This window comes from Bacillus sp. RCC_6_1, from assembly GCF_041360755.1.
In the GTDB taxonomy this organism is placed as follows: domain Bacteria; phylum Bacillota; class Bacilli; order Bacillales; family Bacillaceae_G; genus Bacillus_A; species Bacillus_A cereus.
On record NZ_JBFUPV010000001.1, the window covers coordinates 593,317 to 606,400 of the forward strand.

Consider the following 13,084-nt stretch of genomic DNA (forward strand, 5'->3'; position numbering starts at 1 on the left):
TAAAAAACCTTACTTTTAAAAAGTAAGGTTTTTTGTATTTATTCATTAGCAATATAAGCATTCTTATAAGTATAAATACCACCAAATTGATGCTTTTCAATTCCTTTTACATAATCCTTTTGTACATATGCTGAGCCAATATGATAAAGCGGCGCTACCGCAGCATCTTCTAATAATACCTGCTCGGCTTCTCGCAACGCTTCCCATCGGTTTTCCGTATCTAGTACAAAATCCGTTTTCGCTTTCTTTATTAATTCATCGTAATGAACATTAGAATAATTCATTTTATTATTCGGATTCCCTGTCATAAATAACTCTAAATAACTAATTGGGTCTTTATAGTCAGGTCCCCAATTTGCCATAGTTATATCGTAATCACCTGTTTGTTCTAACTGTAATTTTTGCTTAAATGGCTGTTGTTTAATTTGTATCGCGATTCCTTGCAAATTCTTTTCTAAATCACCTTTTATATATTCTGCCATCCGTTTTGCATTATCTTGTTCAAACGTTAAAAACTCGAGGTTTACTTGCTCTACTTCAAGCTCTTTTTTCGCTTCTTTCCAAATCTTTTGCGCATTTTGCAAATCATATGAAGAAAGATCTCCGTTTTCTTTTCTAAAATCTTTACCGGTCACTTCATTTACATGACCAACTGGTACAAGCCCGCTTGCAGGTTTTGCTCCGTTATTAATAAAGTGAGCAACAAAATCATCTTTATTTAACGCTAATGAAATAGATTGACGCACCTTTTTATTTGCTAACGCGGTATTTTTTTCATTAAAACGAAGCATGGCAATTCCAGGATCACTCGACATATGTAATTCCTTATTCCCTCTATACTTGTCTACAATTTGCGAATTAATAGGTACTCGATCCAAATCTCCGGCTTCATATAAATTTACAGCTGTCATTGTATCCTTTACGATATGAAAGTTTATTTCGTCTAATTTCACTTTCTTTTGATCCCAATATGTAGCATTCTTCTTTAATTGAAACTCTTGTTCATGCTTCCATTTTTCTAATACAAATGGCCCGTTATATATGAGATTACTAGGTTCCAATGCATAATTGTTTCCTTGTTCTTTCAAAAATGATTCATGCTGTGGTAAGTATATAGGTAGTGCTAACAACTGTAAAAAATACGGAACCGGCTGTTCGAGTTCAACTTCTAACGTATAATTATTTATTGCTTTAACCCCAAGTGCATCAAGAGGCATTGTTCCCTTATTGATCTCTTTCGCATTTTTCACATAAAAGAGCATGGACGCATATTGAGATGCTGTTTCAGGGTTAATTGCACGTTTCCACGCAAATATAAAATCATTTGCTGTTACACTATCCCCATTTGACCATTTTGCATCTTTACGCAAGTCAAATGTATATTTCTTACCATCTTCACTTCTTTTAAACGATTTTGCTATGGCTGGAGTAGACTGATCTTGATCATTTAATACATATAACCCCTCAAATATATTCTGCATAACGTGGGCTGATGTACCATCCATTGTTTTCGCAGTGTCCAGAGAAGGAATTTCTTCTGATACTGTTACATTTAACACTTGTTTTTTAACCTCTGTATCACTTTTATTCGCTTTATTATTACAAGCTGTTAATAATAAAAATGTAACAAGTGCCATTACCATTAAATGGCTCTTTTTTCGCTTCATGAGTTGTTCTCCTTAAATATAAAATATTATAAAGCGTAATATATTATAGCAGAAATATGAACAGAAAGATGCGACATTCTTTTGAATATTTATTCGTTCAAGAAAAAAGCTATCCTTTTAAAAGGATAGCTTTTTCAACTGCCACATAATTAGTTATCTTTGCAAACCTCGTTTATAACGACTTGCTTCAAATATAATACGCTCTTCATCTAACGTTTTACATTCGCCATTCCAAACGACACGTTTTCCGTTAATAATTACATCGCTTATATCTTTTCCACTAGCAGCATATACAAGGTGTGATAACACTTCATCCGCTGGTTGTAAATGAGGCTTATTAGACGGATCAATTGTAATGAAATCAGCACATTTTCCAATCTCAAGTGATCCTGTTTGTTTCATCCCGATTACTTCAGCAGCCCCTTTAGTCGCAAGTGTAAGAGCTGTTTCAACTGGTAAAGCTGTTGCATCTTGGTGAATACCTTTTTGTAGTAAAGTCGCTATGCGCATTTCTTCAAACATATCTAAATTATTGTTAGATGCAACACTATCTGTTGCAATTCCTACTTTTATTCCTGCTTCTAGCATCGCTTTTACATTCGCTATACCAGAACCTAGTTTTAAATTACTATTCGGATTATGAGCTACTCGAACGTCATGTTCTGCTAAAAATGCACGCTCATCTTCATTTAATACTACACCGTGTGCAATAACTGTTGGGCGTTTAAACAATCCGCAGCTCGCTGCATATTCTACTGGACGTTTTCCATATTGTGCTTCAATATCACGTACTTCACGCTCTGTTTCAGAAAGATGGATATGAACCATCGTTTGATTCTCTACTGCAATCCGTGCGCACTCTTCTAACAATTCTGTACTACATGTATATGGACTATGTGGTGCAACCATCGTAGTTAACATGCCACTTTCGTTATAGTAACGCTTCACATATTTCTCAGCTTCTTCAATCGCTTTCTTTTCATCGTCTTTCGTTCCGAAGCTAAATAAAGTCCTTGAAACAGCAGCTCGCATCCCGCTCCTTGATACCGTTTCCATAATTGCGTCTTGATCTACTCCAATTGGATTAAACATGTCAGAGAATGATGTTGTACCACTTTTCACCATCTCAAGTAATCCTAATTCCGTACTAGCGACCGCAATTTGGGGAGTAAATTGACTTTCCAGTGGCCAAATTCTCGTCTCAAGCCACGGCTGTAATAACATATCATCGCCAATACCTCTTAGGAGACTCATTACAACGTGTGTATGTGTATTTACAAGCCCTGGTAAAACCCACTTTCCTTTCATATCAATTACTTCATCTACTTCAAAATCATTAGCGAATTCTCCGCTCTTTACATCTATAATTTGATCATTTTCTACAATGATATATCCATTTTCTATCACTTCGTTTTGTTCATTCATCGTTACAATTGTAGCGTTTACATAAGTTGTTTTCAAAAGTATTTCCCCTTTCAACTCTATGAAGTTCCCTTTAATAAGTTACCACCATTATAGTAACTTATTAAAGATTAAGAGTCAAAAGATAATTTGAATTCTTTCGTTACTTTTTCCTTCAAAATGCTATATTGTTTTTCATTTGTATCTGCAAATGCTTCTTTCCGATTTGATTCCACATCCATATAATTCAATTTCCCATTGAATTGAGTCTCTGTAAAATCAAATCTCTGCCCATCTATAAAGTTATAAAAGTGCCATACCTCTCTTACTTTTGTCTTTTTAATTTCTCCTCCATATATGTCTTGAACGACTAGAGCCGTTACACCACACTGTCCCTTTGCTGGGTTTTCAATTGTCCACTTTGAACTTGTTTCAATCGACCACGATTTTATTAGTGCTCCATATATTCTTTTTTCCTTTACATCATCCATTCTAATCTTCCCCTACTATTAATAGTTTTACACATCATATTTCAAAAGAGGCAGTAAACGACCCTTAAAGACAGTTGATGGTGTCTCTCCTATTAACTGTGCTCCCATTTTCAAGTAATATCCTTTTGCATTCGGATCACTATCAATCGTAAAACTTTTTAATCCTAGTTCATTGACTTTTTCTATTACATACTCCCAAAGTATTTTCCCGTAACCTTTTCCTTTGTAATCAGGATGAATGTACAAGAAATCGAGAGCTTTATCATTACGTAAAAATGAGAAAAAACCAATCTTCGCATTATCGTTTTCTAAAACATATACAAAATTTTTTTTTATGTATTCTTCTGTAATTGTTAAATCTTCCTTACAAGCAAATATGAATTCTTCACTATAATCCCACGTTGCTTTTGATTGTAGTGCGAGTTCACTTAATTCATTTGCTTCACTTAATAACGCTTCTCTTATCTTCATAATTCTTTTTCCTCACCTTCGATATGTAAACTACTAAATTGATTCGGAAAGCACTTCAAAAAACCTTTTTTTCATAAATTAGAGGTTATTTTTATAAATCTTTATTATAACCAGTACAATTTTTTTAAAGAAAAAGAACGCCATCCCTAAAAGTTGGCGTTCTCTTTTTCTAAAATTTAATCTTCAAACTCACTCATTCATTTTACTATTTTGTACGGTACAAACCTATACAGTTTCTACTATCGCTTCAAGCATTGTTCCATTTTTAGCATAATTCGTATGCCAAGAAAAAGCTTTTTCTAAAATATGAGGAGTTTGTCCACCTCTTGTTTTTGCTTCTTCGTAATAAGCTCGTAGCTGTTCACGATACATTGGATGTGCGCAATTCTCAATAATAAGTTCCACTCTTTCTCTTGGCGCAAGTCCCCTTAAGTCGGCATACCCCTGTTCAGTGACGATAACATCTACATCATGTTCAGTATGGTCTACATGAGAAACGAAAGGCACAATACTTGAAATGTTACCACCTTTCGCAATCGATTTAGTAACAAAGATAGCTAGGCGTGCATTTCTTGCAAAATCACCAGACCCACCAATTCCATTCATCATTTTTGTACCTAAAACGTGAGTAGAGTTAACATTTCCGTATATATCTAATTCTAATGCAGTATTAATTGAGATTAATCCAAGGCGACGAATGATTTCAGGATGATTGGAAATCTCTTGCGGACGCATCATTAATTTGTCACGATATTTTTCAAAGTTAGAAAATACTTGTTGCATTTTCTCTTCAGAAAGCGTGATAGAACAACAAGAAGCAAAATTGACTTTTCCAGCATCCATAAGATCAAAGACCGCATCCTGTAAAACTTCAGAATACACTTCTAAATCTTCGAACTCGGAATCTAACATTCCATGCAATACTGCGTTAGCAACTGAACCAATTCCTGATTGTAACGGCGCTAAACGATTTGTTAATCGCCCTACTTTAACTTCTTCTCGAAGGAATTCTATTAAATGCTGTGCCATAATAACCGTTTCTTCATCCGGAGGAACAATTGTCGATGGCGAATCCAATTGATTCGTAAACACAATTCCCTTTACTTTTTCAGGATCAATTGGAATACCGATTGTTCCAATTCGGTCATCTGTTTTCACAAGCGGAATTGGAAGCCTCTCCCCTTGTTTACCTGGTTCATATAGATCATGTAGCCCCTCTAATTGCGCGGATTGAGCCATATTCATTTCAATAATAATAGACTTAGCATTTAAGGAAAACGCTAAGGAATTTCCAATTGAAGTGGTTGGAATAATCATTCCGTCCTCTGTAATCGCAACTGCTTCCAAAATAGCGAAATCTATATCCAGAACGTCAGCGCGGAGTAACTCTGCTGTATGAGACAAGTGTTGATCCACAAATAAAAAGTCTCCGTTATTAATTCCTTTTCGCATCGTCGCGTCAGCTTGGAAAGGTAATCTTTTCCCTAAAATTCCTGCCTCAGCAAATAATTTGTCTACATCCGAGCCTAAAGAAGCCCCAGTATAAACATTTACTTTAAAAGATTCATCATTCTTAACTCGGTTTACAAGCGCAAATGGGACTGCTTTTACATCACCTGCACGTGTAAACCCACTTAAGCCTAAAGTCATTCCACTTTGAATCCAGGAAGCTGCTTCTTCAGGTGTAACTACCCGATCTTTTAGACGTTGATCTCTGATTCTATCTAAATTATTCTCCATATGTAATCCCTCTCTCATTGAATATTCATAATTATTTTACACATTTACACTATCAAAATAGGGATTTTAGTATACAATGCCGAAAATTCAGACAGAACAGCAAATCTAGGTTCTAAAGCAGAAAAATTTAGAATCCTAGAAGCTTACGGAAATAACTAGCGTATGATTGACTAACTGGTACTCTCTCACCATTATCCATCGAAAGTACAAAAGTAGAATGGGTATCAGGATAAATCGCTTTAATATGATTAACATTTACAATAAATGAACGGTGACATCTAATAAATGAATCTTTAGGAAGCAAGTATTCGAATTCTTGCAGAGAGTATTTATGTGTTCCTGATAACTCTTCTGAATTCACGTACGTCTTTTTATCTTTAGCCTCTAAATACATAACCTTTGAAAAAGGAACCGGAATCCAGCCATCTGTTGTTTTTAAAGTAACAACTGACTTTCCATCCGTTAAAGCTGGATAAATTGCCGTTACGCACCCTTCAAGCTTTCCATTGTTTGAAAATGGTACAGCCATTCCATGATAAGGAATACCAAAAACATCCCGATTCATAAACTCAGATGTTTTTTGATTCATCACCATCGCTTTATGAGCAATCGTTCCTTCCTTTATAGGATCCCCAGCGCTAATCTTTAAATCAATTCGTTTACTTGGCCGATAGTAAATATATTCTTTCGTATTCGAAACAGCAATTGAAATTTCATCTGAAAATAATTCACCAACAACATCTAGTAATAAACCTAATGTTCTATCTTCCATTCTATTAACACCTCATTCACTATTATACTACTATTATGAACGAGCATCTGTTGCTTTATAAAAAGTTTGATTTTAAGTTACTTTTAAAATTAGTTTTATTCACTATTACTTCGTTACTACAAAAAGCCTCACTTCAGAAAAGTGAGGTTTCCTCTCATACAATATTTCTTTATTTTTTAACGACTATAGAATAAGATTTATTTTTTATTAAGTAAAGTGAATTTAAGAATTTATTGCCCGTATTTCTGTAAAATAAATAATCCCAAACTACAAACAGTTTGGGATTATCTTTCTCATTTATTATGCGCATCTAACCAAAAAATTAAATCTTTAAATACTTCATCCTTATTTACTTCATGAAACATTTCATGTCTACCATTTTCATATAAACGTAGTGTCACGTCTTTCACACCACATTTTTTATAGTTTTCATATACTTCTTTTACACCTTTCCCCATATCGCCAACAGGATCACGATCACCAGAAAATATATGTATTGGAAGATTCTTTGGCGTCTTCTTGTATTCTTCTAGTTTATTTACTTCTAATACACCAGAAAATAATTCTCGGTAAAAACTCGTCGTACAAATGAAACCACATAACGGATCCGCAATATATTTATCAACTTGATTATTATCTGAAGATAACCAATCAAATTTTGTACGATTTGGCTTAAAGTTCGAATTGAAGTTTCCGAAAGATAAAAAGTTTAGCATTGGACTTTTCGTTTTTGCACCACGCAATTTCATTTCGATTGTTGCTACTTTATGACCAATAGCTCCTAAAAGCCCTGGATTTCCACCTGTTCCTGAAATCAGAAATCCATCATATAATTCGCCTCTAAGTTGCACAGCACGTCTTGATAAAAAAGAACCCATACTATGGCCAAGTAAAAATAACGGGCATGTCTGCTCTTTTCTTACCGTTTCTGATACAAAAATAACATCAGACACAGCCTCATTCCAACCTACATTTGGTTTAAAATGACCATAATCTTCTTCTCTTTTCACTGTTTTCCCATGACCTTTATGATCATGTGCATAAACACCATACCCTGCTTCTAATAACGCAGCAATAAAGTCTGTATAAACACCTGCATGTTCTGTCATACCATGTGCAATTTGAATAATCCCTTTCGGTTTACCTTCTGGCAACCACTTGCGTAAATAAATTTCTGATCCATCCAATGCCGTAACGAAACTTTCCTGTACGTTCATTTCGTCAGCTCCCAACTCTATTATGTATCTTTAAAAATGAATATCGATTCATTTTTCTTACTATGTATTATATGCAATTGCCTTCATTATGACAAATGACTCACTTTTCCAATTAGCTCAATAACTATTATGTTGACGAACCGAAAATAAAATTATATAGTTACTCACATAAAGTAACTATATAATTTTTAGGAGGTTTCTACTATTATGATGCCATCATTATTTTTAGCACATGGTTCGCCTATGCTCGCTATTCAAGATACAGACTATACACGATTTTTAAAAACACTTGGAGAAACATATAAACCGAAAGCAATTGTTATTTTCACTGCTCACTGGGAAAGTGAAGTATTAACGATTTCCTCATCAGATAACGAGTATGAAACAATTTATGATTTTGGAGGTTTTCCCCCTGAGTTATATGAAATTAAATATCGTGCGAAAGGCTCTTCTAGCATTGCATCTATGTTAGAAACAAAATTTAAGAACAAAGGTATTTCAGTCCATCATAATATGACGAGAGGTTTAGATCATGGTTCATGGACACTCCTGCACCGCATGTATCCAGAAGCAAATATTCCTGTCGTGCAAATATCAGTCAATCCATTCCTTTCTGCAAAAGAACAATTTAAAATTGGAGAAGCACTTAAAGGACTCGGACAAGAAGATATTTTAGTAATCGGGAGTGGTGTTACCGTCCATAACTTACGAGCTTTGAAATGGAATCAAACTACACCTGAAAAATGGGCAATTGAATTTGATGATTGGATTATTAAACATATGCAGCATAACGATAAAGATGCATTGTTTAATTGGGAGAAAAATGCTCCTCATGCACAATTAGCAGTACCAAGAGCAGAACATTTTGTTCCTTTATTTATCGCTATGGGAAGTGGTAAAAATAGGGGTGAAGTCATTCACCGTAGTTATGAGCTTGGTACATTAAGCTATCTATGTCTTAAATTTTAAAGAAAAGGATGAAGCAATCATTGCTTCATCCTTTTTTTATTCACTTAGTTAACTAACTTCCAAATGTCGTTTCTCTGATACCTCTTCGTTCTTATTATGAAAATAAACCCAGATACACGCAATAAATAATAGTGATGATGTAGAGAGGAAAACATATTGGAAGCCTGCATGTGCTGCAATTTGTCCCCCGAGCACTGGACCAATCATATTTCCTAAAAACTGAAATGATTGATTATATCCAAATATCCGTCCCGTAACATGGGTTGGTGTATGTTGTTTTAGTAGAGTTTGTACGGAAGGTAATAATCCTGCTTGTGCGATACCTAATAAAAATCGAAGAATTAATAGTTGCCAAGCTGAGGTTACAAATGCTTGCGGGATAAAAATAATTCCTGCAGCAAATAACGCTACAACTAACGTTTTTTGAGGACCGATATGATCTGATAATCTTCCTAGTCTTGGTGCTGCCAAAATAACGGCTAATCCTGTTGCTGACATAACTGCTCCCGCAATTGTTTCAATATGTGCAGTATGAGGACCTACTAAATTTTTCACGTACAATGTAACAATTGGTTGAACTGACATATTAGCAAGTTGAATAATAAATGTTGTTACAAATAAACTAATAATTAAATGCTTCGCTGGGACCATCGTCCATACTTTTTTCGGCTGTGTTTTTTTTGCTTGAGCAGAGTGATTTTCTTCATGCAAGAAGAAAAAAACGATGAGAAAGGAAAGGAATAAAAAAGCTCCTGTAACAAGAAAGACATGACGCATTCCAATTAACTCAGACAAATATCCACCAAGTAATGGACCAAGTAAAGAACCGCTCACGCCACCAGTTGAAATTGTAGAAATTGCCCAACCTGAATGTTCTTTCGGAGTTTCTGCTGCAATAAATGTCATTGCGGTTGAAAGGAAACCAGATACTGCTCCCATTAAAAATCTTAGTGCGACTAATTGATATACATCCGTTACAAACCCCATAAGCGTCATAATAATCGCCATACCGAGGCTAGCACGAATAAGCATCAGTTTCCGTCCATGTATATCACCAAGCTTTCCCCATATTGGCGATACGATCGCACCCATTAAAAATGTTACACCAAATGCAAGTCCCGACCACTGTGCAATACTTGAAGTGCCAGTTACTCCTAATTCCTCAATATAAAAAGATAAGAAAGGAATTACTAAACTCATACCGGCTGCAGTGGTAAAACAACCTAGCCAACAAATCATTAAATTTCGTTTCCAGCTGGCCATTTTCACACCTTCTTTCTTTAGATACCCATTCTACACCCTTTCTTGTAAAAAGTTTAGTAATTTGCTTTTTATGCAAGATTTACTACAAAACCCGCTATTTTCTAGTAAAAACCACTACATCTCTACATCATTTTCATAATAAAACTAACTCCTCTATATGAAGTTGGTTACTTATTATCTATCGGTATTAAACGAGCATTACAATTTCTCTCGTAAAACTCAATGGGACCTGCTTGTCCAATAATCGCATATTCATATCCATCTTGCTTCATATTATATAAACAATGATACAATAATTCTTTTCCTACACCTTTCACACGATTTTGTTTCGCTATGCCCATTGGACCAAACAATCCTTTCTTTCCTCTCACTACATCGTAACAGGCGAAACCAACTATTACTTCCTCCTGCTGTGCAATATAGATAGGTAACTTTTCATTATATGTCCGAAATCCGTAATCAACCGACTGTAACCACCGTTCACCAAATTCAGCCGCCACAAATCGTGATAACTTATCAAAATCAGAAGGACTAGCTCTTCTTACATGACAAAATAATGTATTATAAATAGATTTAAAACTATTTAAATCAACCGCTAAGTCTCTCGGTGCAGCTGTAATACGTAATATATCTTTTTGCATTTGTGTATGTATAAATTCACCAATATCTGTATCTACACGAAATAATGCATACATAACATGTCCTTCATTGATTACTACTTGCTGAAAGCGTTCCATACGTTGCTTCGCTATTTGTAAAATTTCTATCGCCTTATAAGATAGTTTATATTGCCCTATTTTTTTATACTCTTGATGATGTAAATCGAATCGTTTTCGTAACGAAAGTTTTTCTAAAAAATCTGGACCGACTTTATGAAACAAATACATAAATAACTCAGCGCAAACTCCTGTACCTTCTTTACACATACCTATGAACAGATGGACTGGTTGAATTATGTTATACTCACTCTCTTCTGCTGCAATCTCCAATATTTTATGCACACGTTTTGTAAATTGAAATTCCTCCATATGTGTTTCCACCCTCTACTAATTTACTAACAAACCGTAACCATAAATAATTGAAACAATTACACCTACTACCAATATACCTGGAAGTAAATTTGCCACTTTAATTTTAATAAATCCGAGTAAGTTTAATCCGATAGCAGATATCATAATGCCACCCGTAGCCGTCATCTCGACTATAAATTGGTTCATTAATTCTTTTGGGACAAAACTATTAATTTGTGTTGCAAAAACTGCAATACCACCTTCATATAAAACAACTGGAATCGCCGAAAATACTACGCCAATTCCTAGAGTTGTCGTTAATATAATAGAAATAAATCCATCGATAATTGCCTTTGTAAATAAAATATTATGATTTCCGCGAATCCCACTGTCAAGTGCACCAAGTATCCCCATCGCACCAATTGCAAAAATTAAAGTAGCTGTTACAAAACCTTCTGATATGCTTCCTTTCCCCTTCGATCCAACTTTATTTTCTAGCCAATCCCCTAAATTTTTTAACTTTTCTTCTAATTGTAACCATTCTCCAATTACCGTACCAATCACTAAACTCAGTATGACAACAAGAAAGTTTTCACTTTTTAATGCCATTTGAAGCCCAAGCACAGTAACCGCTAAACCGATTGCATGCATTATCGTTCCTTTCATACTTTCTGGAATCCTACTAAATAATTTACCAAGTAAAGAACCAAATATAATGCAAATTCCATTTACAACTGCTCCTAATATAACCATTTCTCATTCTTCACCCTTCGAATTCTTTATTTCTATATTTTGGTTTATACATTGATTTACAGGTTATCTATATGTTAACTTAATATTGAGAATATTAACAAATGTTTTCCACTACATAACCCGCTGTTTTTTTGTAACTTTAATTACCTTTAATAGATTCATTGTTAATTTAATTGCGGGATAATATTAAAAGGGAAGGTATATATGAAAACTTTACTAAAACGATTTTTGTTAATAGCCTTTTTCATTACACCGATTGTTTTATTAATCAATTACTCTTTTATTTCAAAAGCAAAAGACAAGCCCGATTTACAAAATAAATCTAGTAAAACCGCTTCAAAAAGCGAAAAGAAAATAGAAGACCAAGAAATCACACTCACCTTCTCTGGTGATACAATGTTTGATTGGCAATTACGTCCTATAATCGAAAAGAATGGGGCTGATTACCCATTCCAACATGTAAAAGAAGAAATAAAAAAAGCTGATATTTCTTTTGTGAATTTAGAATCGGCATTTACAACGAAAGAAAAGAAAGCACCTGGGCAACTGTTTTGGATTAAAAGTGATCCATCTACACTACAAGCTATTAAAAACACTGGATATGACATCGTAAATATTGGGAATAACCACACACTTGATTATGGGCAAGATGGATTATTAGATACGATTTCTCACGTAGAAAAATTAAAGTTCCCTTACATTGGAGCCGGAAAAAATGCGAAAGATACATATACAGCACGAGAAATGACCGTAAAAGGGAAAAAGTTTAAATTTCTTTCCTTCGTTCGATTTATGCCTGATTCTAATTGGGTAGCTGGTGAGAATAAACCTGGCGTTGCGAATGGCTATGATTTAAATCTTGTAACAAAAACAATTAAAGAACAAAAACAAGATGCAGACTATTTAATCGTCTATATGCATTGGGGCGTTGAAAAATCAAACCGTCCGGTAGAATACCAAAAGCAATATGTACCTAAAATGGTTGAAGCAGGAGCTAACGCGATTGTCGGAAGCCATCCACATTGGTTACAAGGGTTTGAGTATTATAATAAAGTTCCTATCGCTTACTCATTAGGTAACTTTTTATTCCCAAGTTATGTGAATGGAAAAAGCGCCGAAACTGGCGTATTAACTTTAACTTTTAAAGGAAAGGATGTCCAAATGTCATTCAATCCTTATATCATTCGCAACAACCAAGTTTCCCCTGTAAATGAGGAAGAAAAGAAAAAAGCTCTTCAATATTTACAAACAATTTCAACTGATGTAGAAATTGATGATACAGGGAAAATAAAAAATAAACGAAACTAGACAGCTCAAGATCTATTTCTCT

The 13,084-nt window shown here is 34.6% G+C and carries 12 protein-coding genes; 2 read left to right on the forward strand and 10 right to left on the reverse strand.

Features of this window, described 5'->3' with window-relative positions:
* Window positions 1-38: 38 nt before the first annotated feature.
* The 7 genes from AB6801_RS02940 to AB6801_RS02970 form a co-directional block, all read right to left on the reverse strand.
* Entirely contained in the window at window positions 39-1,667 is a 1,629-nt protein-coding gene (locus AB6801_RS02940; RefSeq protein WP_097999012.1) for a peptide ABC transporter substrate-binding protein, read from the reverse strand.
* Between the two features lie 153 nt (window positions 1,668-1,820).
* On the reverse strand, window positions 1,821-3,146 hold the full coding sequence (locus tag AB6801_RS02945; protein ID WP_118043437.1) for a bifunctional S-methyl-5'-thioadenosine deaminase/S-adenosylhomocysteine deaminase: 1,326 nt from the start codon (window positions 3,144-3,146) through the stop codon (window positions 1,821-1,823).
* 53 nt (window positions 3,147-3,199) lie between these two features.
* Window positions 3,200-3,559, reverse strand: coding sequence for a YunG family protein (locus tag AB6801_RS02950; protein ID WP_097999011.1), 360 nt, complete (start codon window positions 3,557-3,559; stop codon window positions 3,200-3,202).
* A gap of 27 nt (window positions 3,560-3,586) precedes the next feature.
* A complete protein-coding gene (locus tag AB6801_RS02955) occupies window positions 3,587-4,030 on the reverse strand; it encodes a GNAT family N-acetyltransferase (RefSeq protein WP_097999010.1) in 444 nt (147 codons plus the stop codon).
* 225 nt (window positions 4,031-4,255) lie between these two features.
* Window positions 4,256-5,770, reverse strand: coding sequence for a succinyl-CoA:acetate CoA-transferase ScpC (locus tag AB6801_RS02960; protein WP_097999009.1), 1,515 nt, complete (start codon window positions 5,768-5,770; stop codon window positions 4,256-4,258).
* Window positions 5,771-5,897: 127 nt separating this feature from the next.
* On the reverse strand, window positions 5,898-6,542 hold the full coding sequence (locus tag AB6801_RS02965; RefSeq protein ID WP_000390207.1) for a LytTR family DNA-binding domain-containing protein: 645 nt from the start codon (window positions 6,540-6,542) through the stop codon (window positions 5,898-5,900).
* A 293-nt stretch (window positions 6,543-6,835) separates the two neighbouring features.
* Window positions 6,836-7,759: an alpha/beta fold hydrolase gene (locus AB6801_RS02970; RefSeq protein ID WP_048568880.1), complete on the reverse strand. Its 924-nt coding sequence runs from the start codon at window positions 7,757-7,759 to the stop codon at window positions 6,836-6,838.
* Between the two features lie 207 nt (window positions 7,760-7,966).
* Between AB6801_RS02970 and AB6801_RS02975 the strand changes: the two genes are divergently transcribed.
* A complete protein-coding gene (locus AB6801_RS02975; RefSeq protein WP_000982912.1) occupies window positions 7,967-8,728 on the forward strand; it encodes a DODA-type extradiol aromatic ring-opening family dioxygenase in 762 nt (253 codons plus the stop codon).
* Between the two features lie 48 nt (window positions 8,729-8,776).
* Here the strand turns inward: AB6801_RS02975 and AB6801_RS02980 are convergent, their stop codons facing one another.
* The 3 genes from AB6801_RS02980 to AB6801_RS02990 all read right to left on the reverse strand — a co-directional run bounded on the left by AB6801_RS02980 (window position 8,777) and on the right by AB6801_RS02990 (window position 11,754).
* Window positions 8,777-9,991, reverse strand: coding sequence for a multidrug efflux MFS transporter (locus AB6801_RS02980; protein ID WP_000179303.1), 1,215 nt, complete (start codon window positions 9,989-9,991; stop codon window positions 8,777-8,779).
* 167 nt (window positions 9,992-10,158) lie between these two features.
* Window positions 10,159-11,019: a GNAT family N-acetyltransferase gene (locus AB6801_RS02985; RefSeq protein WP_097999008.1), complete on the reverse strand. Its 861-nt coding sequence runs from the start codon at window positions 11,017-11,019 to the stop codon at window positions 10,159-10,161.
* An 18-nt stretch (window positions 11,020-11,037) separates the two neighbouring features.
* Entirely contained in the window at window positions 11,038-11,754 is a 717-nt protein-coding gene (locus AB6801_RS02990) for a DUF554 domain-containing protein (protein ID WP_097999007.1), read from the reverse strand.
* Between the two features lie 204 nt (window positions 11,755-11,958).
* On the opposite strand from AB6801_RS02990, the gene AB6801_RS02995 reads away from it, so the two are divergent.
* Complete coding sequence (locus AB6801_RS02995) at window positions 11,959-13,062, forward strand: CapA family protein (protein ID WP_000854542.1); 1,104 nt, start codon at window positions 11,959-11,961, stop codon at window positions 13,060-13,062.
* Window positions 13,063-13,084: the final 22 nt, after the last annotated feature.

Bases quoted from the DNA above. Each gene is read 5' to 3' on its own strand.
- AB6801_RS02970 (WP_048568880.1), bottom strand. From the start codon at position 7,759: ATGAACGTACAGGAAAGTTTCGTTACGGCATTGGATGGATCAGAAATT.
- AB6801_RS02985 (WP_097999008.1), bottom strand. From the start codon at position 11,019: ATGGAGGAATTTCAATTTACAAAACGTGTGCATAAAATATTGGAGATT.
- AB6801_RS02975 (WP_000982912.1), top strand. From the start codon at position 7,967: ATGATGCCATCATTATTTTTAGCACATGGTTCGCCTATGCTCGCTATT.
- AB6801_RS02990 (WP_097999007.1), bottom strand. From the start codon at position 11,754: ATGGTTATATTAGGAGCAGTTGTAAATGGAATTTGCATTATATTTGGT.
- AB6801_RS02950 (WP_097999011.1), bottom strand. From the start codon at position 3,559: ATGGATGATGTAAAGGAAAAAAGAATATATGGAGCACTAATAAAATCG.
- AB6801_RS02965 (WP_000390207.1), bottom strand. From the start codon at position 6,542: ATGGAAGATAGAACATTAGGTTTATTACTAGATGTTGTTGGTGAATTA.
- AB6801_RS02960 (WP_097999009.1), bottom strand. From the start codon at position 5,770: ATGGAGAATAATTTAGATAGAATCAGAGATCAACGTCTAAAAGATCGG.
- AB6801_RS02980 (WP_000179303.1), bottom strand. From the start codon at position 9,991: ATGGCCAGCTGGAAACGAAATTTAATGATTTGTTGGCTAGGTTGTTTT.
- AB6801_RS02995 (WP_000854542.1), top strand. From the start codon at position 11,959: ATGAAAACTTTACTAAAACGATTTTTGTTAATAGCCTTTTTCATTACA.
- AB6801_RS02955 (WP_097999010.1), bottom strand. From the start codon at position 4,030: ATGAAGATAAGAGAAGCGTTATTAAGTGAAGCAAATGAATTAAGTGAA.
- AB6801_RS02940 (WP_097999012.1), bottom strand. From the start codon at position 1,667: ATGAAGCGAAAAAAGAGCCATTTAATGGTAATGGCACTTGTTACATTT.